This window comes from Bradyrhizobium sp. i1.15.2, assembly GCF_040548425.1.
Lineage (GTDB): Bacteria > Pseudomonadota > Alphaproteobacteria > Rhizobiales > Xanthobacteraceae > Bradyrhizobium > Bradyrhizobium canariense.
In genome coordinates this window covers 506,574-530,081 of sequence record NZ_JBEPRQ010000001.1, presented here as the reverse complement: position 1 = coordinate 530,081, position 23,508 = coordinate 506,574, and the positions used below count along the sequence as shown (strand labels likewise).

Below are 23,508 nucleotides of genomic sequence, written 5' to 3'. Positions count from 1 at the left end.
ACTACACCCGCGGCATGCTCACAGGCCGCACCTCGCGAGCCTGCGCGGCAAGCCTGATTCCGGCATTGGCCGCACCAAACCCCTGATAATCCCGCCGCTCCACGATCTCGAAGAAGAAACGCTCATCGAAGATGTGGGTGTAGACTTGGAAGAACTCCCCGTCGCCTTCGCGGTCGTAGAGAATATGGTTGGCGCGCAGCTGCGCCATCAGCTCGGGTGCGAGGTCGTATTTGGCTTCGATGTCATCGTAGTAATTGTCCGGGATATCCAAAAAATCCGCGCCCCGCTTGCGCATTTCCGCGACCGCCGCAAAGATGTCGCGGCAGGAGAATGCAACGTGCTGCACGCCCGAGCCGAAAAACTCCGAGATGAAACGGGCCGGCAGCGTGCGGTTGGCGGATGAGCCGTTGAGCACGAAGCGCAGGCTCTGGTCGCCGTTGATGACGGCCTGGCTTTGCACGAGGCCTCTGGGATCGGCGATCTCCATCTGCGGCAGCCGCTCGAGATCGAGGATGCCGGTGTAGAACAGCAGCCAGGACAGCATCTCGTCGTAGGGCATCGACTGCGCGATGTGATCGACAGCTAGCAGCGCGTCCGCGCCGGCGTCGCTCGGGACCGGTTCGAAATCCGTGTTCCAGTTCTTGCCGGCTTGGTCGAGAAAATACAGCAGGCTGCCGCCGACGCCGTGAATTGCGGGAATCTCGAGCTCGCCCGGCCCGACCGGCTGGTAGAAGGTGCGCGCCTTCAGTGTCTCGGCGCGCTGCATGACGAGGCCGGCATTGTCGACGTCGAGCGCGATGGCGCAGACGCCGGGGCCATGCGTCACGTAGTGCGAATGCGCAAAGCCGTCGGTCTCGGAGTTGACGACGAGCTCGACCTTGCCTTGCGACCATCGCTCCACCGCCTTGCTGCGATGCTTGCCGGTCTTGCAAAAACCGAGTTGCGCGAGCAGGCGGGCCAGTTCGCCGGCCTTGGTCTCGTTGACGGCAAACTCGATGAATCCCGTGCCTCCACTTTTGGGCTTGGGCGCCAAGGGTTCGCTGACGAGCTTTGGCCAAGCCGGTGCAAGCTGGTCCTCCAGCAGGATCAGCGAACGCAGGCCGTCGACCGCGGTCTGTATGGCCGAGCCGGCGCGGAATTGGTCGTTGAAGATCTCCAGCGACAGCGGCCCGGCATAGCCCGTCGCCGCGATCGCCGCCATGAACTCGCCGACCGGCAGGTCGCCCTGGCCGGGGAAGGAGCGGAAGTGCCGGCTCCACGACAAGATGTCGAGCTCGAGCTTCGGCGCGTCCGCAAGCTGGACCAGGAAGATCTTGTCGCCGGGGATCGAGGCCATCGCGCGGACTGGAAAGCCGGGGGCCAGTGCGTGAAAGCTGTCGAGGATCACGCCGATCGCGGGATGGTCGGCGCGCCGCACGATCTCCCAGGCGTCGCGGTAATCGTTGACGTGGCGTCCCCAGGCCAATGCCTCGTAGCCGACGCGCAAGGACCGCTTGGCGGCGTGCTCGCCAAGCTTGCGAAAATCGTCTGCGGCGCGGTCGATGCCGCCGAGCGCGGCCGGCGACACGTTGGAGCAGATCAGCAGCAGATCGGTGCCGAGCTCCTGCATCAGGTCGAACTTGCGTTCGGCGCGGGCAAAGTTGCGCGAACGCTGCGGCTCCGGCATGCCCTCGAAATCGCGGAACGGCTGAAACGCGCAAATCTCGAGATTGAGGTCCCCGCAGAGCTTTGCGATGTCGCGCGGGCCTGAGCCGAACGACAGCAGATCGTTCTCGAAAATCTCGACCGCGTCGAATCCGGCGGATGCGATGGCGCGGAGCTTTTCGTCAAGGGCGCCGGAGAGAGAGACCGTTGCGATCGAGCGTTTGGTCATGCTGCGTTGTCCTCCATGGCGCCGCCAAGGAACAATTGTCCGATGCGGGGATCATTCAAAATGCGCTTCGCACCGTCGACCATGCGGGTCTGGCCGAGCTCGAGCACGATGCCGATGTCGGAAATCTCCAGCGCCGAGCGTGCGTTCTGCTCGATCATCAGAATGGTGACGCCGCGGTCGCGCAGGGATTTCAGGATGTCGAAAGTCTGCTGCACCATCAGCGGCGACAGGCCGATCGACGGCTCGTCGATCAGCACGAGCTTCGGCTCGAGCAGCAGCGAGCGGGCGATTTCGAGCTGCTTCTGCTCGCCGCCAGATAGCGTGGAGGCCTGCTGCGTCGATTTCCGCCGCAGCGCCGGGAACAGGTCGAGCGCGGCCTCGATCCGGCTCTGCAGGTCGATGCCCTTGCCGGCGGAAACGCCGCCGAGCTCGATGTTGTGGCGCACCGACAGCTCGGGAAAGATGTTGCGGCCCTGCGGCACGTAGCAGATGCCGGCATTGAGCAGCGCGCGCTGGCTCAGATTGGTGACGTCGCGGCCGGCGAAGCTGATTTTGCCCTCGCGCAGCTTGAGCAGGCCGAAGATCGCCTTGAACACGGTGGACTTGCCGGCGCCGTTCGGGCCGATGATGGTGGTGATGGTGGCCTGCGGCACGGCGAAGGTGGTGCCGTTCAGGATCGTCATCTTGCCGTAGCCGCCGACGAGATTGTGAACCAAGAGGATCGGATCGCTCATGGTCGCTCTCCTAATGTCCGAGATAGGCTTCGATCACGGCGGGGTTCTTTCGGACCTCGTCGGGTCGTCCCATTGCCAGCACTTTGCCTTCCGCCATCACCATCACGCGCGAGCACAGCGACATCACGAATTCCATGTTGTGCTCGATCACGACGAAGGTGGCGTTCTTCTCGCGGTTGATCGCGACCAGCCGCTCCTTCAGGTCCGCCAGCATCGACGGGTTGACGCCGCCGGCGGGCTCGTCGAGCAGCACCAGCCGCGGTCCGCCCATGAAGGCCATGGCGGCGTCGAGTAGTTTTTGCTGGCCATAGGACAAACCGCCGGCCGGCTCGTCGGCAAGATGATCGAGCTTGAAAAAGCCGATCATCTGGTTGGCGGCCTCCGTCAGGCCGGCATCGGAGCGGCCGACCAGCCGCGAGGCCATGCTGCCCTGGTGCTCCTGTCCTGCGAGGATCAGGTTCTCGCGCACCGAGAGTTTTGGGAACACCTGCAGGAGCTGGAAGGTGCGGCTGACCCCGAGCTTGTTGAGCTCGGCGGGTCGCAGGCCCGTCACGACCTTGCCGTCGAGCTTGACCTCGCCGCCGCTCGGCGTGAGCTGGCCGAGGATGCAGTTGAACAGGGTCGACTTGCCGCAGCCGTTCGGTCCGATCAGGCCGAGGATCTCGCCCTCGCGGACGTCGAAAGAGACGCCGCCGACGGCGCTGATGCCGCCAAAATTCTTCTTGATGTCGGAGACTTCGAGGACCGCGCTCATTGCACTGTCTCCAGCCGGGACTTTGCGACGGCGCGCTGGGCCGAGGCCGCCTTGGTTCGGCGCTCGGCGAGATAGCGGTCGAGGATTCCCAAAATGCCGGTCGGCGACCAGATCAGCAGCCCCATCACCGCGATCGCGTACAGCATCAGATAATATCCCTCGGTGAAGCGCAGCCATTCCGGCAGCAGCACCGCGATCATCGCGCCGAGGAACGGACCCAGGAAGAAGCCGGCGCCGCCGACGATCACCATCATCAGGAGGTCGAGCGAGAGCGACAGGTTGAACGGCACGGGATCGATATATTGCGTCAGCGGCGCATAGAGCGCGCCAGCGACGCCGCCGAGCGCCGAGCCGATCGCGAATGCCATCAGCGTATAGCGGCGCGTGTCGACGCCCAGGGACTGCGCCCGCAGCGGGTTTTCACGCAACGCCATGAAGGCGCGGCCCCAGGGCGAGCGGATCAGCCACCACACTGCAAGCGACACGATCGCGAGCGAGCCGAGACAGACATAGTAGAACGGCAGCGGCTTGTTGGTCGCGATGCCGAAGATGTGCGGCCGCGGAATGTTGGAGATGCCGTAGATGCCGCCGGTGAGCCAGCTCTCGTTGCGAAACACCAGGAAGGCCAGCGTGGAGAAGGCGAGCGTGACGAAGGCGAGGTAGTGGTGCTGCACCCGCAGCGCCGGATAGCCGAGCACCCAGCCGACCGCGAAGCTCAGGCCGATCGCGACGACGATCGCCGCCGGCAGCGGCCAGCCATGCGTGGTCATGATCGCTGCCGCGTAAGCGCCGATGCCGACGAAGGCGCCCTGCGCCAGCGAGACCTGGCCCGCATAGCCAAGCGTGAGGTTGAGGCCCATCGCGGCGATGGCCATCACCGCCCATTGGCTCAGGATGAACAGGCCATAGCGGTTGAAGTTCATGGGGACTGCGATCAGCGCAGCGATGACGATGAGGCCGAACGCGATCTTGAGAGGTTTGGCGAAGCCGCTCATACGGTGCGCTCCTCGGCGCGGCCGAGCAGGCCCTGCGGCCGGAACAGGATGACGGCGATCAGGAAGATCATCGGCACGGCGGCGCGATACTGCGTCGAGACATAGGCGGCTGCGAGATTGTCGAGCACGCCGATCAGGAGGCCGCCTGCGATCGCGCCTCGCACCTGGTTGAAGCCGCCGATGATCGCGGCGATGAAGGCAGCCTGGCCCAGTACCTCGCCGGACGTGAATTTCGCGAGGTAGATCGGCGTGATCAACAGCGAGGCGAGCGCGACCAGGAACGCGTTGATCAGGAAGGTCAGGAGAATCATGCGCTCGACAGGGACGCCGATGATGCGCGCCACCGTCGGGTTCTGCGCCGCCGCCTGCATCTGGTGGCCGAGCGAGGTGCGGTCGAGAAGCGCAGTCAAGCCGAAGACGGCAAGGATGGCGAGGAGGAGAACGCCGATGCTTTGCAGCGAGACGGCATGGCCGAGGATGGAGATATCGCCGGTCGGCACGATCGAGGGGAAGGGTGAGGCTTCGGCGCTGAAGAACTGCTTGACGGCCTCCTTGAGGCCGATCGCGAGCGCCATGGTCGCGATCGCGAGCGGCAGCACGCCGTGGCGTAGCATCGGATCGACCAGTAGCATCTTGAAGGCGAGGCCGAGCAGGAGCATCGAGAGCAGGATGCCGAGGATGATCGCGAGCCAGAACGGCGCGCCGGCATGCATCGCCGCCAGCATCAGGAACGCCGGCAGCATCACGAACTCGCCCTGCGCGAAATTGATGGTCTGCGAAGTCTGCCACAGCAGCGTGAAGCCGACCGCGACCAGCGCATAGATCGCGCCGGTGGCAAGTCCCGCGACCAGAAGATCGAACAGATTGGACATTTTCCCCTCTCGGCGCTCGCGCTCTGTCTTCTCGCTCTCCCCGCTCTTCCTTTTCTCCCTCTCCCCGCGAAGGGCGGGGAGAGGGAGACGAAAGATCTCGCTCCGCATCCGCCTTCGCTAAACCTTCGGCGGACAGGCGCGGCGAGAGGCAAAGACCTCACTTCACCTTCGGCAGCACCTGCTTCACCACTTGCTTGCCTTCGACCACTTCCACCAGAAAGCTCTGGCGGTCGATGTCGCCGGTGTCGCTGAAGGTGACGTCCATCAGGATGCCCGGCTCGTCCGCGGCCTTAATGGTCAGGCCGTGCAGGGTGTCGGCGAACGCCTTCGAATCCACCTTCCCCATCTTGTCGGTGGTGGCCTTCACCATGTAGACCGCGAGATAGCCTTTCAGCCCGTTATGGTCGGGCACGTAATTGTACTTCTTCGCGAACTTGTCGCGAAACGCCTTGATCAGGTCGACCGGCGCATCGGTGGTGAGACCGACATGGCCACGCGCGCCGTTGGCGGCATCGCCCGCGAGCTCGATCACCTTCTGCCCGATCAGCGTGGTCTCGCCCATCAGCGGCGCGGTGACGCCCTGACGTTTCAGCTCCTTCAGGATACGTGCGCTCTCTTCCTCGTTCAAATAGACGAACACGGCATCGGGATTGGCGGCCTTGATCTTGCCGACGTCGGCGGCGAAATCGGCCTGACCTGCTTCGGTCGAGAGATCGGCGACCACCTTGGAGCCGAGCCGGTCGAGCTCCTTGACGACGACATCGCGACCGCCGCGGCCAAAATCGTTGTTGACCCAGACCACGGCGACCGACTTCGCCTTCATGTCGTCGTGAATGTATTTGGCGACCTTCGGCATCGACGATTGCTGGCCGAACGAGGTGCGGAACAGGAATTTGTTTCCGCCTTGCGTCAGCTCGGCGGCTTCGCCGCCCATGATCTGCGCGATGCCGGCTTCGGCCGCCAACGGCGCGGTCACCTTCACCGAGCCGGAATAGCCGGGTCCGAGCAGCACATAGGGCTCGGCGTCGAGCGCCTTTTGCACCTGCGCGCGCGCGACGCCGGGGTTGGATTGCGAATCCGCATGAGTGACTTCGAGCTTGCGGCCGAGCACGCCGCCCTTGGCGTTGATCTCCTCGATCGCGAGGTCGATGCCGTTTTTCCAGTTGGTGCCGACGGTGGCGCCGCCGCCGGACAACTCGGCGACGTCGGCGAGCTTGATCGCCTGGGCGTGGACGCTGGTTGCAGTCGCGAAGGCAAGCAGGGCGCCGGCCAGAATGGTCGATTTCATGGTCTCTCCTCCCATTTTTCGTTGATGTTGTGCGCGGCCTTGTGTCCGGCCGCTTCGGTTACGCTGCGTGATAGGCCGAGCTTCGTGCCGCCATCACCTCGTCGAATGCCTCTCCCATGATCTCGGTCGATGGGGCAAGACCCGTGAACAGTTCGAAAGCGTCGGCGGCCTGGTAGATCGCAAGCTCCCGGCCGGTCATGATCCGCGCGCCCTTGGCTTGGGCAGCCACCAGCAGCGGCGTGATCAGCGGTGAGTAGACGGCGTCGGCGACCCACAGGTTTTGACGCAGCAGCGTCGGCGAGACCGGCGTTTCCCGGTTCGGCAGCATGCCGACCGGTGTGCCGTTGACGAGGCCGGTTGCGCCGTCGAGCGCATCCTCGACGCTTGCGGCGACCCTGGCGCCCCCCTGCTTGACGAGCAGCGCGGCGAGTTTTTCGGCGCGTGCCGGCTCGCTGTCGAAGATGCGGATGTCGGTCACGTCAAGGCTCGCCAGCGCAAAGGCGATCGCCTTGCCGACGCCGCCGGTGCCGATCACGGCCACCGCGTTGCCGGACGGCGCCAGCAGCGGCGCGACGGCGCGCGCAAAGCCGGTCGTGTCGGTGTTGTGGCCGGTCAGCCGTCCGTTCCTGACGACGACGGTGTTGACCGCCCCCATGGCGGCCGCACCCGGTGCCAGTTCATCGAGCAGCGGGACCACCGCCTCCTTGTAGGGAAAGGTGACGTTGACGCCGGCAAAGCCGAGGCGCCGCACGCCTTCCAGCATCAGCCGGAGCCCGGCCGTATCGGCGCCGGCCACTTCGATGAGCTGATAATGTCCGCGCAGGCCAAGCCCCTCCGCGGCGCGCTCATGCATGGCAGGGGAGGCGGAATGCGCGATGGGTGCGCCGATCAGGCCGGTCAGGAGCTTTTTGGATGCGGCGGGTCCGCGCTTTGACATGGTTCGCTATCGTCTCGTTGGGAGCGTTCGGTCCCGGCCATTAGCGGGGAAATCCGCCCAATTCCAAGGGGCTTCCCCTAGGAACGATAGTCTTTCCTCGGCCTAACACAATTACCCTTTTGTCCTGCAAACCTAACATAATGTTATCTCTTCCGCCCCCGTGCCGCCGCGGCCCTGCCTTTGCCCTGCGACGGCTCGACCGCGCGCATCTCCGCGCGCAGGGACTCGATGAAATACTCGACATGAAGCGACAGCGGCGCGCCGCGCTTCACCGCGATATAGGTCTCGAATCGCGTTGGCTCGGTGATCTTGATCAGCTCGATGCCGGGATAGCCGCCATGGGCCACCGTGAACTGGTCGATGACGGCGATGCCGAGCCCCGCCTTCACCAGCGCGCAGACCGTGGTGCCGAAGCGGGCGCGGATGGTGATGTTGTATGCGAGGCGGTGGCGCGCGAAGATCTCGGCCATGATCCGCCCGTAGGGATCGTTGGGATCAATGCCGATCAGCGGATAGCGCGTGATCTCGGCCGCGGAGACCTGCTTGCGGCCGGCGAGCTCGTGGCCCGGCGGCACGATGCAATAGAGCTCGCCTGAGGCGAGCGGCATGAAGTCGAGCCCGGAATGCTCCAGGCGGTAGCTCATCGCCACGCACTCGCCGCGGCCGAGCATGAGGTAGTCGATGGCTTCCTCGAGCTTGAGGATGTTGATGTCGATGCCGAGATCCGGATAGCGCCGCCGGACCCGCTCGATCGCGCGCGGCACCATGACTTGCGAAATGCTCGGCACCGAGCCGATGCGCAATTCCGACAATCCGCCGCGTCCGATCTTGGAGATGATCTCGGAAAGGTCGTCGACCTTCTTGTAGACGCCGTTGATCTGCTCGAAGATGTTCTCGGCTTCCGGGGTGGGGAAATAGCGTCCGTTCTGGCGCTGGAAGAAGCGGATGCCGAGCGAGCGCTCGGTGTATTTGACGAGGCGGCTGATGCCCGGCGCCGAAACGTTCAGCAGCTTCGCCGCGCCGCCGATCGTGCCCGTCACCATCACGGCACGGATCACTTCAACCTGGCGCAGCGTCATCATGTCCTAGGCATCCAAAAGATAATCGTGGGCGGCGCTGCCGTTCCCTCTCCCCTTTGTGGGAGAGGGTGGATCACAGCGATAGAGCGAGACGGGTGAGGGGTTCTCTCCCGCGCGAGCCTCGCGCATTTGAACGCGTGGAAACAACCCCTCATCCGGCGCCATAGCCGATGCGAAGCATCGGCGTTTTGTTTTAAGAACGGCGGCCGAAGGCCGCCTATGCCACTTCTCCCACAAGGGGAGAAGGAAGGAAACATTCGCGTTCGGTTGTTCGGTTCAGAGGAAGGCATGGCACCGAACGGACCGTTCGTGCGCTCACAGCGATTGCGTGCTAGCTCGCCGGTCCGTCCGGCGAGGCGCTCTCTGCTGGCTTGCTGCGCTCGCTTTGCAGCACCCCGCGCGCGAACTCGATGATCTTCTGCTTGTTTGCCGTTTCGCGGACCGCGAAAAATACGCGGTTGAGTTCCAGGCCGAGCACGCTGTTGAGGGCGATGTCCTCGTCTTCCATCGTGGTTTCCCCGCTTCAGACATTGTAGGTGTATCTTGACGTCGCTTCTTCCACAAGTAGATTAAACCTTCTTGGTCAATGGGATACCGGGAAACTACGGAAACCGTGAATTGAGGCAGTGCCCAAAGACGTGCTATATCGCACAGCGAGGGTCAGGAAACGCACCGATGTCCGCCGTGGATTATGGCCGGGAAGCGCTCGACTTCATTGAGGGGCTAGGGGCCTATCGGAGGGTTCCGGACGCTATGAATGCGCTCGAAGGGGCCTTCGGGCGCTTCGGCTTTGAAACCATCATCGTGACAGGGTTGCCGAATCCCGACCAGCGGTTCGCACAGATGGTGCTCGCCAAGCGCTGGCCCGCGGAATGGTTCAGCCTCTACACCCAGAACAACTACGACCGCGTCGACCCCGTGGTGCGGATGTGCCGACAATCGGTCAACCCATTCGAGTGGTCGGAAGCGCCCTATGATGCCGAACTCGATCCGGGCGCGGCGGAGGTCATGAACCGCGCCGGCGATTTCCGCATGTCGCGCGGCTTCATCGTGCCGATCCACGGGCTCACCGGCTATGAAGCCGCCGTGTCGCTCGGCGGCATCCATCTCGATCTCAACGCCCGCAGCAAGCCGGCATTGCACCTGATGGCGATGTATGGCTTCGACCACATTCGCCGTCTGCTCGATCCGGCGCCGTATCCCTCGACGCGCCTCACTCCGCGCGAGCGCGAGGTGATCTCCTGGGCCTCACAGGGCAAATCGGCCTGGGAAATCGGCGAGATACTGCACATCACGCAGCGTACCGCCGAAGAGCATCTCGCGACCGCCGGGCGCAAGCTCGGAGCCGTGAACCGTACGCATGCGGTTGCACTGGCGATTCGCAACAAGATCATCAATCCCTAAGCGACGTACTGGGAAATTTCCCAATATCGAACCATTCTCTTTTCGCAGAGGGTGCCCTCCATTGAGGACGAATGGGGGCTTTCATGATTCACGCCATTTCTGCAGTAAATCGCCACCTTTACGAAGATGTACTCGATCAGCATTTCCGGCTGCGGCACGACATCTTCGTCGAAGAGCGGCGCTGGGAGACGCTGCGCAGGCCGGATTATCGCGAGATCGATGCTTATGACGACGAGGACACAGTCTATCTGCTTGCGCTGGAGGGACGCCGTGTTATCGGCGGTCACCGGCTCTACCCGACCACCAAGCCTTCGATGATGAGCGAAGTCTTTCCGCATCTGGCATCGGTTCGCGGCTGTCCTTCGGATCCGCTGGTCTGGGAATGGTCGCGCTACTTCGTCGTGCGCGATCGCCGCGACGGCGCGCTCAACCTGCAACTGATGGCGGCGGTGCAGGAGTTCTGCCTCGGTCAGGGGATCGCGCAGGTCAGCGCGATCATGGCAACCTGGTGGTTGCCGCGCTTTCATGAGGCCGGCTTCGTCGTGACCCCGCTCGGCCTACCGGCTCTGGTGGAGAATGCGTGGACCATGGCGGCGACGATCGACATTCGTCGCGAGACGCTCGATGCCCTGCATGATCGCATCGGCGTGCCTTCTATCGTGCAACAGGACGGCCCGCGTCTGGACGCCGTCGCCCGTGCCAACCTCTGCGGCCTCGCTGCCGCGCAACGAAAGAGCGCCTGAGATGTCGAACATGATGCGGGACAGCCAGATCATGGCGCAGATCAAGGACGAAAATCTCGGCTACATGTCCGACATGGCGCTCGAACTCGCGCAGATGGCGGAAGACACCGGATTGGCGACGCTCGCCTATCTGTTCCGGATGGCGGCGCTGGAGGCCTCGACGGCCAATAGCGTGCTTGCCGAGCCGGATGACCTTCCCCGGCAGATGACGTCGCACTAGGCGGCTCCATCTACACGTTGCGACGAATTCACACCCTCTCTCCGGCAACGGAGGGAGGGTGATCCGTTTTGGGTGCGTCAGGTTGACCCATCCTGCGCGGCAGTCTTCTTGCAAGGCCGATTGCAGGGGCCAGGACCGATCGGATGCATCGGCATGCAACAAAGTGCATGTTGGGTGTCGAATCGCTCTTGCCTCGGAACGATACTGCCATTACCCATTTTTCCGCCTTGTAGAGGCAGGGGGAGCTCTTTCACTGATGGCGACCGTGTTCGAACATCGGCGCGAACCTGCGTGCGCCTGAAAGAGTTTTGATGCTGCTCGTCGTCGAACAGTTCTTGAACGGATTGCAGTTTGGCCTGCTGCTGTTCCTGCTCGCCGCCGGCCTGACGCTGGTGTTCGGGATCATGGATCTCGTCAACCTCGCGCACGGCTCGCTCTACATGATGGGCGCCTATTTCGCCGCGACCTTCGCAGCCTGGACCGGCAGCTTCCTGCTCGGCGCGCTGCTGGCGCTCGGCGCGACGCTCGTGCTCGGCATTGTGCTCGAGATGACCGCGCTGCGGCATCTCTATGGACGCGACCATCTCGACCATGTGCTCGCGACCTTCGGCCTGATCCTGTTCTTCAATGAAGCCGTGCGGCTGATCTGGGGGCCGGCCGGGCTTGCGCTGCCGCTGCCGGCCTGGCTCACCGTGCCGGTGCCGATCCTGCCGGGCATTCACTATCCCGCTTATCGCCTCGCCATCATCGTCGTGGCGCTGCTGGTTGCGCTGCTGCTCTATCTCGGCGTGATGCGCACCCGCATCGGCATGCTGATCCGGGCCGGCGCCTCCAACCGCGAGATGATCGGTGCGCTCGGCATCAACATCAAGCTGCTCTACACCCTGGTGTTCGGCCTCGGTGCCGCGCTCGCCGGCCTTGCCGGCTTGATGCAGGCGCCGATCCTCACCGTGCAGATCGGCATGGGCGAGAACATCCTGATTCTGGCCTTCGTTATCATCGTGATCGGCGGTATCGGTTCGATCCGCGGCGCGTTCCTGGCCGCGATCTTTGTCGGCATGATCGACACGCTCGGCCGCGCTTTCCTGCCCAATTTGTTGCGGCAGGTGCTGAGCGGCGCCGCGGCCTCCACCGCCGCGCCCGCGTTGTCGTCCATGCTGATCTATCTGCTGATGGCGATCGTGCTGGTGGTGCGTCCGGAGGGGCTGTTTCCGGCCAACCGCCGATGAAGGCTTTCACTGTGAGTAAGGCCGTCACGGCCCTGATGCTGGCGGGCCTCGTGCTGCTGCCGCTGTATTCGCAACTCTCCGGCAACATCTTCATCCTGACGCTGTTCACGCGCATCGTCATTCTGGCGCTGGCGGCCGCGAGCCTCAACCTCATCATGGGTTTTGGCGGCATGATGAGCTTTGGCCACGCCGCCTATCTCGGCATCGGCGGTTACGCGGTCGGCATGCTGGCGCAGGAAGGCGTGGGAAGCGGCTTCATCCAGTTTCCGGTCGCGCTCGCGGCGTCCGCGACTTACGCGCTGGTGATCGGCGCGCTCTCGCTTCGCACGCGTGGCGTTTACTTCATCATGATCACGCTCGCCTTCGCGCAGATGGCCTATTACGTCGCCTCGGGGCTGGCGCGTTATGGCGGCGATGACGGCCTCACCGTCTACAAGCGCAGCGACTTCTCCGGGCTGATCAATCTGTCGAACCGCACGCAGTTCTATTATCTCTGCCTCGCCTGCCTATTGGGCGTGGTCTTCCTGATCTGGCGCATCGCCAATTCGCGCTTCGGCCTCGTCCTGCAGGGCCTGCGCTCCAACGAGCAGCGCATGCAGGCGATCGGCTTTCCCTCGAAACGCTACCAGCTGGTCTGCTTCGTCATCTCGGGCATGATGTGCGGCCTTGCCGGCGCGCTGCTCGCCAACAACACCGATTTCGTCAGCCCGGCCGCGATGTACTGGACGCGTTCCGGCGACCTCATGGTGATGGTGATCCTCGGGGGCATGGGCACGCTGTTCGGTCCGGTCATCGGCGCCGTGGTGTATTTGCTGCTGGAAGAGTTCTTGTCGCAGCTCACCGAATACTGGGCGCTGATCATGGGCCCGATGCTGCTGCTGATCGTGCTGTTCGGCCGCGGCGGCATCATGGGCCTGCTCGGGAGGCTCCAACGTGGCTGAGCCGCTGCTCCGCGTTGACAAGCTGGTGCGCCGCTTCGGCGGCATCATTGCGACCGACAACGTCTCGCTCGACGTCGCGGCGGGTGAGCTGCACGCCATCATAGGCCCGAACGGCGCCGGCAAGACCACGCTGATCAGCCAGCTCACCGGGCATCTGGAGCCGCATTCCGGCAGCGTCTCGCTGGCGGGGCGCGACATCACCTATCTGCCGGCCTATCGCCGCTGCGCGTTGGGCCTGGCACGTTCGTTCCAGATCACTTCGCTGCTGCTCGATTTCACCGCCGCCGACAATGTTGCGCTCGCGGCGCAAGCGCATGCCGGCACCTCGTTTCGCTTCTTCGCCGATGCACGCAAGGAGAAGGGCCTGCGCGATGCCGCGCATGCCGCGCTCGACCGCGTCGGTCTCGCCCATCGTGCCGATGTCCTGGTGTCTAGGCTCAGTCATGGCGAGCGTCGCCAGATCGAGCTGGCCGTGGCGCTGGCAAGCAAGCCGAAACTTTTGCTGCTCGACGAGCCGATGGCCGGCCTCGGCGTCACCGAGTCCCAGCGCATGGTGCAGCTGCTCCAGGAACTGCGGAAAGAGGTCTCGATCGTGCTGGTCGAGCACGACATGCCGGCGGTGTTTGCGCTGGCCGACCGTATCTCGGTGCTGGTCTATGGCCGCGTCATCGCCTCCGGCGATCCGGCCGCGATCAGGGCGAACGAGGACGTCAAGCGCGCCTATCTCGGCGAGGCGCATGTGGTGACGCACCATGGCTGAAAAAGGGATGGGTGACACGCTGCTCGAGGTCGACGGCATCGAGACCTGCTACGGCCTGTCCCAGGTGCTGTTCGGCCTGTCGCTGTCGGTCAAATCAGGCGAGATGGTCTCGCTGATGGGCCGCAACGGCATGGGCAAGACCACGACCATCCGCTCCATCATGGGCCTGACGCCGGCGCGCGCAGGCAGCATCCGCTTTGCGGGCTCGGAAGTGCGGACGCAGCCGTCCTACAGGATCGCGCAACTCGGAGTCGGCCTCGTCCCCGAGGGGCGGCAGATCTTCCCGAACCTCACAGTGCGCGAAAACCTGGTCGCGGCCGCCGCCGATCGTTTCGACAGCAGCAATCCCTGGACGCTGGCGGCGATCTACGTGATGTTTCCGCGCCTCGCCGAGCGCGCCTCCAACATGGGCAACCAGCTCTCCGGGGGCGAGCAACAGATGCTCGCGATCGGCCGCGCGCTGATGACCAACCCGAAGCTCCTCATCCTGGATGAAGCCACCGAAGGCCTGGCGCCGCTGATCCGCGAAGAGATCTGGAGCTGCCTGTCGCTGCTCAAGAGCCGGGGACAGTCGATCCTGGTCGTCGACAAGAACGTCGACCACCTGGCCCGCATCTGCGACCGCCACACCATCATCGAGCGCGGCAAGACGGTGTGGAGTGGCACCTCCGACGAACTGATGGCCGAGCCGGATCTGCAGCACAAATATCTGGGGATTTGAGGCGGCGGCGAGGTGAGGGACGGTACGCGTGGCCGCTCACCCGGTGTCGTCCTGGCGAACGCCAGGACCCATACCGCGAGGTCTGTCCATTGTGGACGGTATCAGTACCGGAGGAAGAATCTTCGCCAAACCCCTTCCCCGGGGTAATGCGTCCTGGCTTTCGCCAGGACGACATTGGCAATCACCAGTAAATCCCATGCCGATGCAGTTCGCGGATCACGCGCGCCTCGGTGGATGGCTGGCGGCGCTTCGGCTTGGTCGTCTCGGTCGTGCTGGCCACCGGTGCACCAGTGGACTGAGTTGCAGCCGGAGCGCTCGCGGTTGTCGTGGCAGTCGCTGCCGGAGGCGCTAAAGTCGGGCTAGTGGTCGCCGTCTGGACATTCGCCGGCGGGGTTGCCGTCGGGGCCTGCGTCGTCTGCGGTGCGGCTGTCGGCGAGGCCGGTTGCTCGGCGGCCGGTTGGCTTGCGTTGGTCGCCGCAAGACTCAAACTGCGTGCACCGCCGGCATGTGCTTGTGTTGCGAACAGCGAGAGCGCTGCGATCAGGATCAGCTTTCGCATGGAAATCCCCATTATCTGGTCAATCCGGCTTACCTATTGGCGTCTGACTGGCCCATCAGCGCGCCAGCCGATGCGCGCCGATTTCGATCAGAGTGGTCCGGCAGGACAGGCGATAGATCAGGCTGAACAATTCACCCCACATGACCGAACTCCGTTGTTGATCACTGGACAAAGGTTAACCCCGGTGTTTTTCCGGCGGTTTTCGGCACGTGACGAAAATGGTTTCGTCGGACCGCGACCTGATGTCGCCGGAACAGGTGGGACGAAGTCACCTCACGGGGGTGTGAGCATTGAGCCGCTGCGCCTCCACCTGCAAGGGAGGAGGTCAGAGGGAGCAGGTCAAAACACCTCGAAATATTCGCGGTGCTCCCAGTCGGTCACCTCGGACAGGAAGCGGTCGATCTCGGCATTCTTGATGTGGGTGTAATAATCGACGAACTCAGGCCCGAGCTTTTCGCGGAAGAACGGATCGTCCTTCAGTGCGCCGACCGCATCGCGCAACGACTTCGGCAAGAGCGGCGCCTTGGTTTCGTAGGGTGTGTCGGCCGACGGGCCGGGATCGAGCTTGCGATCGACGCCGTCCAGCCCTGAGAGGATCTGCGAGGCCATGTAGAGATAGGGATTGGCGGCGGGCTCGCCGATGCGGTTTTCCAGGCGCGTGGCGGCATCGCCGGCCGCTCCGAGCACGCGGATCATCACGCCGCGATTGTCGCGGCCCCAGATTGCGCGGTCCGGCGCCAGCGAATAGGAGCGGTAGCGCTTGTAGCCATTGATGGTCGGGGTGGTGAACACGGTCGACGCGCGGGCGTGGTCGAGCAGGCCCGCAAGCCAGGCGCGGCCGAACGCGCTGAGCGGCTCGCCGCCGTCTTTGGTCGTTTCCTGGGCCATGAACTGGTTCTCGCCGCTCGCGCGTGAGACCACCGATTGGTGCAGATGCCAGCCGCTCGCGAACAGGTTCGGCAGCTTCGGTCGGCACATGAAGGTGGCGTGATAGCCGTGGCGGTGCGCGATCTGCTTCACGGCGGAGCGAAACAGCACCATGTTGTCGGCGGGCTCCAGCCCCTTCTTCGGCGCGAAGGTGAACTCGCACTGGCTCGGCCCGAATTCGACCTCGACCGAGCGCAACGGCAATCCGAGCGCGACGATGTCACGCCGCAAGATCTCCAGCACCGGCTCCATCTGATCGAAGCGCTGCTCGGTGAGATATTGATAGCCGTGGCTGAGCAGGCTCACCGAGGGCGGCGTGCCGGGCTGGCCAGCGTCCTCGGGCCGCATATGCGGATCATCGAGCTTGAAGATGTGGAATTCGACCTCGAGGCCCGCCACGAAATCGTGGCCGCGGCTTGCGAGCTCGCCGAGCACCTTGCGATAGAGCCCGCGCGTCGCGAACGGCACGGGACGGCCGTCGTTGAAATAGAGGTCGCAGAGAACCCAGCCCGTGGTCGGTGCCCACGGCAAAACGCGAAACGTGGAGGGATCGGCGATCATCAGCACGTCGGCCGCGCCCTCCATCTCCTTCATGCCGAAGCCGCCGCCCGACGTGAACACCGGAAACACCGTGCGGTGCGAGGTGTCCTTGGCGAGCATGGTGGTGGTGATGGAGCAGCCGCTCTCCAGCGAAGCGATCGCCTCGGCCGCGACGATGGTCTTGCCGCGCAAAATGCCGTGCTGGTCCGGGAAGGCGAGGCGGATGACCTCGAGGTTCTTCTCCTCCACGATGCGGCGCATGCGTGTCGCCGCGTCGTTCTGCTCATCCGACCACAGCGCATGACGCGCGACGAAAGTCACTTTGCCACTCTCCCAACTGATGTAGGGTGGGCAAAGCGAAGCGTGCCCACCGCGTCTATCGTCTTCGTGGAAGCATGGTGGGCACGGCGCTTTGCGCCTTTGCCCACCCTACCGCTTCCGTGCACGAACGTCACTCCGCCGCCGTCAGCCGATGCACGTTGTCCGCGATCTCCTTCGGCACCGGCGCCGTCCACGGCGCGCCGCGGCGGCGCTTGACGTCGACTTCCATCCAGTAGATCTCCCAGCCTCGTGTCGGCCCGATGCCGTCCATGGTCGCCGGGCCCTGGATCGAACGTGCGGTGGCCTCGTCGAGATGCAGCATCGGCTTCTCGCCGCCTGCGACCTTCTCGATCTCCTGCCGCAGCAGGCGGCGGTATTGCACGATCGCCTTGTCGCTCGTGCCGAGGTGCTCCCGGGTGCGGTCCTGGATCGCGCCCATCGATTCCACCGCCCACTGGTCGTGGACGTTGATGTCGGTGCCCATGCCGGTATAGGTCGCCGTCTGCTGTTCGTGCGGATCGAAACCGTAATCGTTGGTCCTGTTCTTGCGGGATTTGTAGTCCGGCAGCTCATAGAGCTCGAGCCGCTGGTCGCGCATCTTCTTCTTGTTCACGGGGTTCGCGTAGCTCGTGAAGATCGCGTACCAGTAGCAGTTCTCGTCGTCGACCGGCACGTGCCACTGCGTGATCGTCATCTCCGTGCTCATGGGGATGACGAAGCCGTGCGGGAAGAGCTGGTTGGTGACGCGCACATGGGTGCGCTCCTCGTCGATCTCGCGCAGCGCGATCAGCCGCAGGCCGTATTCGGTGTGCTCGACATTGATGATCGGACGGTCGTACTCGCGCAAGATCTTCGTCATCGGCAGGTCGGAGCCTGCCGATGCGCCGCGGAACTGCTTGCCGTAGGCCGTGGACGTGTCCTCGTCCTCGAAGAAGCGATGCAGGTAGGAGGCGTGCGCGGGATCGATGCCGACTTCGAGCGCCTGCAGCCAGTTGCAGGCCATGTGCCCCTTGAACGCGAAGGTGTGCGTGCCGGGCGCGACGAAGCAGTCGAGCTCCGGAAAGGCCGGCGGCTCACCCTCGCCGAGATAAGCCCAGAGGATGCCGCTCTTCTCCACCACGGGATAAGAGCGCTGACGAATGTTCTGGCAGAGCTTTGAGTCCTTCGGCTCCGCCGGGGTTTCAATGCATTGCCCGGTGGCGTCGAACAGCCAGCCATGGAAGGCGCAGCGCAGGCCGCCATGCTCGAGCCGTCCGAACGCGAGATCGGCGCCGCGATGCGCGCAGTGCCGATCGATCAGCCCGTAGCGTCCGGTCTCGTCGCGGAATAGCACCAGATTTTCGCCGAGCAATCTGACGGGGCGGATCGGACGATCGCCGTCGAGCTCGTCCACCAGCGCCGCCGGCTGCCAGTAGCTTCGCATCAGCTTCCCGCAGGGGTCCTTTGGACCGGTGCGGGTGATCAGGTCGTTCTGCTCCTGGCTCATCATGGCGAGTGCATCCTTTGTGGAGTGGCGTTTGTTCGCCTATTGAACGAATGGGCGAATTATGACATGCCTTGGTCTGGCAGCAAGCACTATTTTGCAGGATCCCGACACCCATGCCCAAGCTGAAGCGAAGCGAGAGCGACGAACGCGCGACGGATTTCGTCGAGAGCCTCGATCGCGGGCTGCGCCTGTTGCAATGCTTCGGCACCACGGCTGGACCGATGACACTCAGCGATCTCGCCCGTGCCGCTGAGCTTCCACGCGCCACCGCGCGGCGCATGCTGTTCACGCTCCAGCGCGGCGGCTTCGTCAGCGGCGACGGAAAACTGTTCTCGCTGACGCCGCATGTGCTGACGCTGGCGGCGTCGTATCTGCGCTCCAGCCAGCTCGTCACGGTCCTGCAGCCGGTGCTCGACCGCGTTGCGACAGCGGCCAACGAAATCTCCTCGCTCGCGGTACTCGACGGCGATGAGGTCGTGTTCGTCGCACGCAGCAGTCCGACGCGGATGTTCTCAGGCGGATTGGAGATCGGCTATCGGCTTCCGGCGTTCTGCACCTCGGTCGGGCGCGCCATGCTCGGGCAGCTCGATGATGCCGAGCTTGCTGCGCGCCTGAAAGCGATGAAGCGCGAGGCGCTGACGCCGCAGACGGTGACCGATGCAAAGGCGCTGCTCGCACGCATCGCCGCCGACCGCACCCAAAACTATTCGCTGGTGGACCGCGAGGCCGAGCCGCATTTCCGCTCGATCTCAGTCCCGGTGCGTCGTTATGACGATGTCATCGTCGCCGCCATCAACATGGGCGCTCATGTTGACCGGGTGCCGGCCAAGGAGTTGATCGAGCGATTTTTGCCGCTGTTGCGCGAGGGCGCGGAGGCGGTGCGGTCGCAACTCTTGTAGCCCGGGTGAGCGAAGCGATACCCGGGAAAGTCATCGTGAAGACCCGGATGTCGCTTCGCTCATCCGGGCTACGCGCCTGTGCAAAAATCACGACCGGTTGCGCATCCAGTCGGCGAGGCCCGATATCGCACGATCGAGATCCTGTCGCGCAGCGCTATCCGTCACCGTCTCTTCCAGCGCGCCGCGCATGCAGAGCATCCACGCGTCGCGCTCGGTATCGCCGATGCCAAAGCCGATGTGGCGCTGGCGCAGCCGCGGGTGGCCCTTCTCGACCGAATACAGTTTCGGGCCACCGGTCCATTCGGTGAGATAGCGCTTCAGCACATCCCTGATGAGGCCGAGGTCGTCCGCATGCATTGCGCGAATGATCTTCGCCTCCGGCAGCGTATCCATCCGCTCGTAGAAGCGATCGACCAACAGGTCGATCGTGGCGCTGCCGCCGATCCGCTCGAACATGGAGATTGCGACGTCGCTGTCGGTCATGGGAGTTCGGACCTACAGCGCCACGCTGCGCAGCCCGAAGCTGCGTGCTTCGTTCTGCAGCACCGGCCGCACCGCATCAACCAGGCGCGCCGCGGCGGCATCGACGGACAGTCCTGCCGTGTCCACCACCGCCGTCGCGCGCGCATATAGCGGCTCGCGGCTCAAGAGGATGTTGCGCAGCTCCGCCATGGCGGAGCGGTCGTCGGCCATCGGACGCAGATCGCCCTGGCGGCGGACGCGGGCCATGTGCTCCTCGGGCTCGGCCTTCAACCAGATCGTGTAGAACGACGACAGGATCTGGTCGAACGTCAGGGGCTCCGAGACGATGCCGCCGCCGGTCGCCAGCACCATCAGCTCGTTGCGCGCGAGCAGCTGCTGCAGTGCCGCCTGCTCCATGCGGCGAAAGCCTTCCTGGCCGTAGAGCGCGATGATCTCGGCGACCGAGAGCCCGTTCTGCTGCTCGACCTCCTTGTTGAGCTCGACAAAACTCCAGCCGACCTTCTTCGCCAGCATCCGGCCGAGCGTGGATTTGCCGGCGCCGCGCAGGCCGATCAGCGCGATGCCGCAGAACGGCGCGCGCCGCGGCGCGGAGGCGCTGCCGCCCGCGAGCAAATCCTTGGCTTGCGCGATCTGACTTGGCGTCGCCTTGCGCAGGAGATCGCGAAACATCTGCCAGTCCGGGGTCGGATCGACCGAGGGAAGCAGGTCCTCGAGATGCGCGCCCATCGCGTCGGAGACGCGGCGCAGCAGCACGATGGAGACATTGCCCTTGCCGCTTTCGAGCTGCGCGATGTAGCGCTCCGATATTCCTGATACCTTGGCGAGCACCTTGCGCGACATGCCGCGCAGCGCGCGCGTGGTGCGCACGCGCTGGCCGAGCTGTTCGAGAAATCGGGATTCGGCGTCGGGACTGTCGGTCATGGACTACGGATCATGGGCCTGCTTGAGCGGATGTCTTCTTTTAAGGAGGTCCTGCGGCGCGTATTAATGAAACATAGTGCCTGCTGGCATTGACAGCAAGCCAATGCGGTGTCTTTCTATGAATTATAATTCTAAATTCAGGGGAGAAGTCCGTGAGCGAGGGATCCTATAACGCGGTGACCTGGCTGCTCGACCGAAACGTCGAGGAGGGACGCGGCAACAAGCTCGCCTTCGACGACACCGTCTCACGGCTCACCTATGGCGAGCTCCAGCGCGAAACGCGGTGCGCCGCCAACATGCTGCGCCGGCTCGGTGTTCGCCGCGAAGAGCGCGTGGCCATGATCATGCTGGATACTGTCGACTTCCCGATTGTGTTCCTGGGCGCGATCCGCGCCGGCGTCGTTCCGGTGCCGCTCAACACGCTGCTGACATCGGATCAATACGCCTACATCCTCGCCGATTGCCGTGCGCGCGTGTTGTTCGTCTCGGAAGCGCTCTATCCCGTCATCAAGGACGTCGTCGGCCGCATGCCGGATCTCGAGCATGTCGTGGTCTCCGGCGCCAAGCAGAATGGTCACAAGCAGCTCGCCGAGGAGATTGCGGACGAGAGCGACCGGTTCACGACCGCTGCGACACATCCGGATGAGCCGGCGTTCTGGCTCTATTCGTCAGGGTCGACGGGCATGCCCAAGGGCGTGCGGCATATCCATTCGAATCTCCAGGCAACTGCGGACACCTACGCCAAACAGGTGCTCGGCATTCGCGAGAGCGACGTCTGCCTTTCCGCGGCAAAGCTGTTCTTCGCTTATGGTCTCGGCAATGCGTTGACCTTTCCGATGTCGGTCGGCGCCACCGTCGTGCTCAACAGCGAGCGCCCGACGCCCGCCCGCATGTTCGACCTGATGAACCGCTACAACCCCTCGATCTTCTACGGCGTGCCGACCTTGTTCGCGGCGATGCTCAACGACGAGAGCATGAAGAGCGAGCGTGGCGGCAAGAATTTGCGCATCTGCACCTCCGCCGGCGAGGCGCTGCCGGAATCCGTCGGCAACAGCTGGAAGGCGCGCTTCAGCGTCGACATTCTCGACGGCGTCGGCTCGACCGAGCTGTTGCACATCTTCCTGTCGAATGCGCCCGGCGACATCAAATACGGCTGCTCCGGCAAGCCGGTGCCGGGCTATGCGGTGCGGCTGGTCAACGAAGCCGGACAGGATGTTGCCGACGGCGAAGTCGGCGAGCTCCTGGTCGATGCGCCCTCCGCCGGCGAGGGCTACTGGAACCAGCGCCACAAGAGCCGCCGCACGTTCGAAGGACCGTGGACCCGCACCGGCGACAAATATGTCAGGGATGCCGAGGGCCGCTACACCTTCTGCGGTCGCGCCGACGACATGTTCAAGGTCTCCGGCATCTGGGTCTCGCCCTTCGAGGTCGAGAGCGCGCTGATCACGCATCCCGCCGTGCTGGAAGCTGCCGTCGTGCCCGAAGCCGATCCGGAGGGACTGCTGAAGCCGAAGGCCTTTGTCGTGCTGCGCCCCGGCGCGACGACGACGGGCCTGCAGGAGATGCTCAAGGACCACGTCAAGCAGAAAATCGGCCCGTGGAAATATCCGCGCTGGATCGACGTGGTGGACTCGCTGCCGAAGACGGCGACGGGAAAGATCCAGCGGTTCAAGCTGCGGGACGGGACGAATTGAGTGCGTGGATGTCTTGCGTTTCTGTCGCGCCGAATCTCGCTGCGCTCCCTTGTGGGGGTGGGGGAGGGCGGGGAGAGGGGTGGCCCAGGAAGCGGTGTTCGTCGTCACGCGCCAGATGTTCTTCGTCACGCCCGGAATCCCCGTGTGGCACCCCTCTCCCTAGCCCTCCCCCCACAAGGGGGAGGGAACGACTGAACCAGCGGCCGCGTCTCGTTCCAAGTCCGTGCGAAGAAGAGCGACAGAACATGACCAATCTCGCCTCCACCGGCTTTCTCAGCATCGATGGCGCCAGCCTCGAATACAAATGGCTGGCGCCGCAATCCGCCGATTCACCCACCATCGTCATGCTGCACGAAGGCCTCGGCTCCGTCGGCCTATGGGGTGACTTCCCGGAAAAGCTCCAGCAGGCCACCTCCGCCGGCATCTTCGTCTATTCGCGTGCAGGCTATGGCCAATCGAGCCCGGTGACGTTGCCGCGGCCGCTTGACTACATGCAGCGCGAGGCGCTGGACGTGCTGCCGAAGATCCTCGATGCGATTGCCTTCAAGCGCGGCCTGCTGCTCGGCCATTCCGACGGCGCCTCGATCGCGACCATCTACGCCGGCGCGCATCAGGATCATCGCCTGAGCGGCCTGGTGCTGATCGCGCCGCATTTTATCGTCGAGGACATCTCGGTGAAATCCATCGCCGCGATCAAGACCGCCTTTGAGACCACCGATCTCAAGTCAAAGCTCGCGCGCTGGCACAAGGAGGTCGACAACGCCTTCTATGGCTGGAACGCCGCCTGGCTCGATCCGAAATTCCGCGACTGGGATATCTCGGAATATCTCGCCTATATCCGCGTTCCGGTGCTGGTCCTTCAAGGCGTGGACGACCAATACGGGACGTTGCGTCAGGCTGAGATCGCGCAGCAAGAATGCTATTGCCCGGTCGATTTGAAAGTCATTTCAGGCGCGGCGCATTCTCCGCATCGCGAAGCTCCGGCAGCGACGCTTGATGCGATTGAGCAATTTGCAGAAGCGGCCTTACGAGATGACATGCAACAAAATGCATGTGGGAGCCGTTAAGGACTAGACGCGCGCAATAATATGCATTATTGTGCATCTAACGGTAAAACCAAAACGAACT

The 23,508-nt window shown here is 64.0% G+C and carries 24 protein-coding genes; 10 read left to right on the top strand and 14 right to left on the bottom strand.

Annotated features, from left to right (window positions below):
* Window position 1: 1 nt before the first annotated feature.
* From ABIB80_RS02580 to ABIB80_RS02540, 9 genes are all read right to left on the bottom strand, one after another.
* Entirely contained in the window at window positions 2-1,873 is a 1,872-nt protein-coding gene (locus tag ABIB80_RS02580) for a bifunctional sugar phosphate isomerase/epimerase/4-hydroxyphenylpyruvate dioxygenase family protein (protein ID WP_354127031.1), read from the bottom strand.
* Window positions 1,870-2,607, bottom strand: a complete 738-nt coding sequence (locus ABIB80_RS02575; protein WP_007597945.1) for an ABC transporter ATP-binding protein — start codon at window positions 2,605-2,607, stop codon at window positions 1,870-1,872. The genes ABIB80_RS02580 and ABIB80_RS02575 overlap by 4 nt, the downstream gene beginning before the upstream one ends.
* Window positions 2,608-2,617: 10 nt before the next feature.
* Entirely contained in the window at window positions 2,618-3,361 is a 744-nt protein-coding gene (locus ABIB80_RS02570) for an ABC transporter ATP-binding protein (RefSeq protein ID WP_219678996.1), read from the bottom strand.
* Window positions 3,358-4,356 carry a branched-chain amino acid ABC transporter permease gene (locus ABIB80_RS02565; protein WP_354127030.1) on the bottom strand — a complete coding sequence of 333 codons (999 nt, stop codon included), beginning with the start codon at window positions 4,354-4,356 and terminating at the stop codon, window positions 3,358-3,360. Before ABIB80_RS02565 ends, ABIB80_RS02570 begins: the two co-directional genes overlap by 4 nt.
* Window positions 4,353-5,228: a branched-chain amino acid ABC transporter permease gene (locus ABIB80_RS02560; protein ID WP_354127029.1), complete on the bottom strand. Its 876-nt coding sequence runs from the start codon at window positions 5,226-5,228 to the stop codon at window positions 4,353-4,355. Before ABIB80_RS02560 ends, ABIB80_RS02565 begins: the two co-directional genes overlap by 4 nt.
* Window positions 5,229-5,385: 157 nt before the next feature.
* Entirely contained in the window at window positions 5,386-6,516 is a 1,131-nt protein-coding gene (locus ABIB80_RS02555) for an ABC transporter substrate-binding protein (RefSeq protein ID WP_007597937.1), read from the bottom strand.
* A 58-nt stretch (window positions 6,517-6,574) separates the two neighbouring features.
* Window positions 6,575-7,453 (bottom strand): shikimate dehydrogenase, encoded by an 879-nt coding sequence (locus tag ABIB80_RS02550; protein WP_354127028.1) that lies wholly within the window; start codon window positions 7,451-7,453, stop codon window positions 6,575-6,577.
* Window positions 7,454-7,596: 143 nt separating this feature from the next.
* On the bottom strand, window positions 7,597-8,535 hold the full coding sequence (locus ABIB80_RS02545) for a LysR family transcriptional regulator (protein WP_219679008.1): 939 nt from the start codon (window positions 8,533-8,535) through the stop codon (window positions 7,597-7,599).
* A 328-nt stretch (window positions 8,536-8,863) separates the two neighbouring features.
* Window positions 8,864-9,040: a hypothetical protein gene (locus tag ABIB80_RS02540; protein WP_007597932.1), complete on the bottom strand. Its 177-nt coding sequence runs from the start codon at window positions 9,038-9,040 to the stop codon at window positions 8,864-8,866.
* Window positions 9,041-9,207: 167 nt separating this feature from the next.
* Here ABIB80_RS02540 and ABIB80_RS02535 point away from each other — a divergent pair, with 167 nt between their 5' ends.
* The 7 genes from ABIB80_RS02535 (at window position 9,208) to ABIB80_RS02505 (ending at window position 14,550) form a co-directional block, all read left to right on the top strand.
* Window positions 9,208-9,936, top strand: coding sequence for a helix-turn-helix transcriptional regulator (locus ABIB80_RS02535; RefSeq protein ID WP_007597931.1), 729 nt, complete (start codon window positions 9,208-9,210; stop codon window positions 9,934-9,936).
* Between the two features lie 83 nt (window positions 9,937-10,019).
* Window positions 10,020-10,679, top strand: a complete 660-nt coding sequence (locus tag ABIB80_RS02530) for an acyl-homoserine-lactone synthase (protein WP_354127027.1) — start codon at window positions 10,020-10,022, stop codon at window positions 10,677-10,679.
* Window position 10,680: 1 nt separating this feature from the next.
* Complete coding sequence (locus ABIB80_RS02525) at window positions 10,681-10,899, top strand: hypothetical protein (RefSeq protein ID WP_027514447.1); 219 nt, start codon at window positions 10,681-10,683, stop codon at window positions 10,897-10,899.
* 311 nt (window positions 10,900-11,210) lie between these two features.
* Window positions 11,211-12,128 (top strand): branched-chain amino acid ABC transporter permease, encoded by a 918-nt coding sequence (locus ABIB80_RS02520; protein ID WP_007615745.1) that lies wholly within the window; start codon window positions 11,211-11,213, stop codon window positions 12,126-12,128.
* On the top strand, window positions 12,125-13,069 hold the full coding sequence (locus ABIB80_RS02515) for a branched-chain amino acid ABC transporter permease (RefSeq protein WP_354127026.1): 945 nt from the start codon (window positions 12,125-12,127) through the stop codon (window positions 13,067-13,069). The genes ABIB80_RS02520 and ABIB80_RS02515 overlap by 4 nt, the downstream gene beginning before the upstream one ends.
* The gene (locus ABIB80_RS02510; protein WP_354127025.1) at window positions 13,062-13,829 is read left to right on the top strand and encodes an ABC transporter ATP-binding protein; all 768 of its coding nucleotides are present in this window, start codon (window positions 13,062-13,064) and stop codon (window positions 13,827-13,829) included. Before ABIB80_RS02515 ends, ABIB80_RS02510 begins: the two co-directional genes overlap by 8 nt.
* Window positions 13,822-14,550: an ABC transporter ATP-binding protein gene (locus ABIB80_RS02505; protein ID WP_354127024.1), complete on the top strand. Its 729-nt coding sequence runs from the start codon at window positions 13,822-13,824 to the stop codon at window positions 14,548-14,550. The genes ABIB80_RS02510 and ABIB80_RS02505 overlap by 8 nt, the downstream gene beginning before the upstream one ends.
* Before the next feature lie 181 nt (window positions 14,551-14,731).
* On the opposite strand, the gene ABIB80_RS02500 is transcribed toward ABIB80_RS02505, so the two are convergent.
* The 3 genes from ABIB80_RS02500 to ABIB80_RS02490 form a co-directional block, all read right to left on the bottom strand.
* The gene (locus ABIB80_RS02500) at window positions 14,732-15,109 is read right to left on the bottom strand and encodes a hypothetical protein (RefSeq protein WP_354127023.1); all 378 of its coding nucleotides are present in this window, start codon (window positions 15,107-15,109) and stop codon (window positions 14,732-14,734) included.
* A 339-nt stretch (window positions 15,110-15,448) separates the two neighbouring features.
* Complete coding sequence (locus ABIB80_RS02495) at window positions 15,449-16,897, bottom strand: glutamine synthetase family protein (protein ID WP_354127022.1); 1,449 nt, start codon at window positions 16,895-16,897, stop codon at window positions 15,449-15,451.
* A 130-nt stretch (window positions 16,898-17,027) separates the two neighbouring features.
* Complete coding sequence (locus ABIB80_RS02490) at window positions 17,028-18,386, bottom strand: aromatic ring-hydroxylating dioxygenase subunit alpha (RefSeq protein ID WP_354127021.1); 1,359 nt, start codon at window positions 18,384-18,386, stop codon at window positions 17,028-17,030.
* Between the two features lie 110 nt (window positions 18,387-18,496).
* Between ABIB80_RS02490 and ABIB80_RS02485 the strand changes: the two genes are divergently transcribed.
* Complete coding sequence (locus tag ABIB80_RS02485) at window positions 18,497-19,282, top strand: IclR family transcriptional regulator domain-containing protein (RefSeq protein ID WP_354127020.1); 786 nt, start codon at window positions 18,497-18,499, stop codon at window positions 19,280-19,282.
* A gap of 87 nt (window positions 19,283-19,369) precedes the next feature.
* On the opposite strand, the gene ABIB80_RS02480 is transcribed toward ABIB80_RS02485, so the two are convergent.
* A complete protein-coding gene (locus ABIB80_RS02480; protein WP_219679028.1) occupies window positions 19,370-19,765 on the bottom strand; it encodes a group II truncated hemoglobin in 396 nt (131 codons plus the stop codon).
* A 12-nt stretch (window positions 19,766-19,777) separates the two neighbouring features.
* Window positions 19,778-20,686 carry a helix-turn-helix transcriptional regulator gene (locus ABIB80_RS02475; protein ID WP_007597907.1) on the bottom strand — a complete coding sequence of 303 codons (909 nt, stop codon included), beginning with the start codon at window positions 20,684-20,686 and terminating at the stop codon, window positions 19,778-19,780.
* Window positions 20,687-20,838: 152 nt separating this feature from the next.
* On the opposite strand from ABIB80_RS02475, the gene ABIB80_RS02470 reads away from it, so the two are divergent.
* Together ABIB80_RS02470 and ABIB80_RS02465 are read left to right on the top strand one after the other, a co-directional pair.
* Window positions 20,839-22,380, top strand: coding sequence for a benzoate-CoA ligase family protein (locus tag ABIB80_RS02470; protein WP_219679030.1), 1,542 nt, complete (start codon window positions 20,839-20,841; stop codon window positions 22,378-22,380).
* 245 nt (window positions 22,381-22,625) lie between these two features.
* Window positions 22,626-23,447 carry an alpha/beta fold hydrolase gene (locus tag ABIB80_RS02465; RefSeq protein ID WP_007597904.1) on the top strand — a complete coding sequence of 274 codons (822 nt, stop codon included), beginning with the start codon at window positions 22,626-22,628 and terminating at the stop codon, window positions 23,445-23,447.
* Window positions 23,448-23,508 lie beyond the last annotated feature (61 nt).

What these genes read in the sequence shown, in the direction of transcription:
- ABIB80_RS02505 (WP_354127024.1), top strand. Translation starts at nt 13,822, where the DNA reads ATGGCTGAAAAAGGGATGGGTGACACGCTGCTCGAGGTCGACGGCATC.
- ABIB80_RS02545 (WP_219679008.1), bottom strand. Translation starts at nt 8,535, where the DNA reads ATGATGACGCTGCGCCAGGTTGAAGTGATCCGTGCCGTGATGGTGACG.
- ABIB80_RS02535 (WP_007597931.1), top strand. Translation starts at nt 9,208, where the DNA reads ATGTCCGCCGTGGATTATGGCCGGGAAGCGCTCGACTTCATTGAGGGG.
- ABIB80_RS02565 (WP_354127030.1), bottom strand. Translation starts at nt 4,356, where the DNA reads ATGAGCGGCTTCGCCAAACCTCTCAAGATCGCGTTCGGCCTCATCGTC.
- ABIB80_RS02520 (WP_007615745.1), top strand. Translation starts at nt 11,211, where the DNA reads ATGCTGCTCGTCGTCGAACAGTTCTTGAACGGATTGCAGTTTGGCCTG.
- ABIB80_RS02475 (WP_007597907.1), bottom strand. Translation starts at nt 20,686, where the DNA reads ATGACCGACAGTCCCGACGCCGAATCCCGATTTCTCGAACAGCTCGGC.
- ABIB80_RS02515 (WP_354127026.1), top strand. Translation starts at nt 12,125, where the DNA reads ATGAAGGCTTTCACTGTGAGTAAGGCCGTCACGGCCCTGATGCTGGCG.
- ABIB80_RS02485 (WP_354127020.1), top strand. Translation starts at nt 18,497, where the DNA reads ATGCCCAAGCTGAAGCGAAGCGAGAGCGACGAACGCGCGACGGATTTC.
- ABIB80_RS02550 (WP_354127028.1), bottom strand. Translation starts at nt 7,453, where the DNA reads ATGTCAAAGCGCGGACCCGCCGCATCCAAAAAGCTCCTGACCGGCCTG.
- ABIB80_RS02570 (WP_219678996.1), bottom strand. Translation starts at nt 3,361, where the DNA reads ATGAGCGCGGTCCTCGAAGTCTCCGACATCAAGAAGAATTTTGGCGGC.
- ABIB80_RS02465 (WP_007597904.1), top strand. Translation starts at nt 22,626, where the DNA reads ATGACCAATCTCGCCTCCACCGGCTTTCTCAGCATCGATGGCGCCAGC.
- ABIB80_RS02540 (WP_007597932.1), bottom strand. Translation starts at nt 9,040, where the DNA reads ATGGAAGACGAGGACATCGCCCTCAACAGCGTGCTCGGCCTGGAACTC.
- ABIB80_RS02575 (WP_007597945.1), bottom strand. Translation starts at nt 2,607, where the DNA reads ATGAGCGATCCGATCCTCTTGGTTCACAATCTCGTCGGCGGCTACGGC.
- ABIB80_RS02480 (WP_219679028.1), bottom strand. Translation starts at nt 19,765, where the DNA reads ATGACCGACAGCGACGTCGCAATCTCCATGTTCGAGCGGATCGGCGGC.
- ABIB80_RS02500 (WP_354127023.1), bottom strand. Translation starts at nt 15,109, where the DNA reads ATGCGAAAGCTGATCCTGATCGCAGCGCTCTCGCTGTTCGCAACACAA.
- ABIB80_RS02490 (WP_354127021.1), bottom strand. Translation starts at nt 18,386, where the DNA reads ATGATGAGCCAGGAGCAGAACGACCTGATCACCCGCACCGGTCCAAAG.
- ABIB80_RS02530 (WP_354127027.1), top strand. Translation starts at nt 10,020, where the DNA reads ATGATTCACGCCATTTCTGCAGTAAATCGCCACCTTTACGAAGATGTA.
- ABIB80_RS02560 (WP_354127029.1), bottom strand. Translation starts at nt 5,228, where the DNA reads ATGTCCAATCTGTTCGATCTTCTGGTCGCGGGACTTGCCACCGGCGCG.
- ABIB80_RS02555 (WP_007597937.1), bottom strand. Translation starts at nt 6,516, where the DNA reads ATGAAATCGACCATTCTGGCCGGCGCCCTGCTTGCCTTCGCGACTGCA.
- ABIB80_RS02580 (WP_354127031.1), bottom strand. Translation starts at nt 1,873, where the DNA reads ATGACCAAACGCTCGATCGCAACGGTCTCTCTCTCCGGCGCCCTTGAC.
- ABIB80_RS02525 (WP_027514447.1), top strand. Translation starts at nt 10,681, where the DNA reads ATGTCGAACATGATGCGGGACAGCCAGATCATGGCGCAGATCAAGGAC.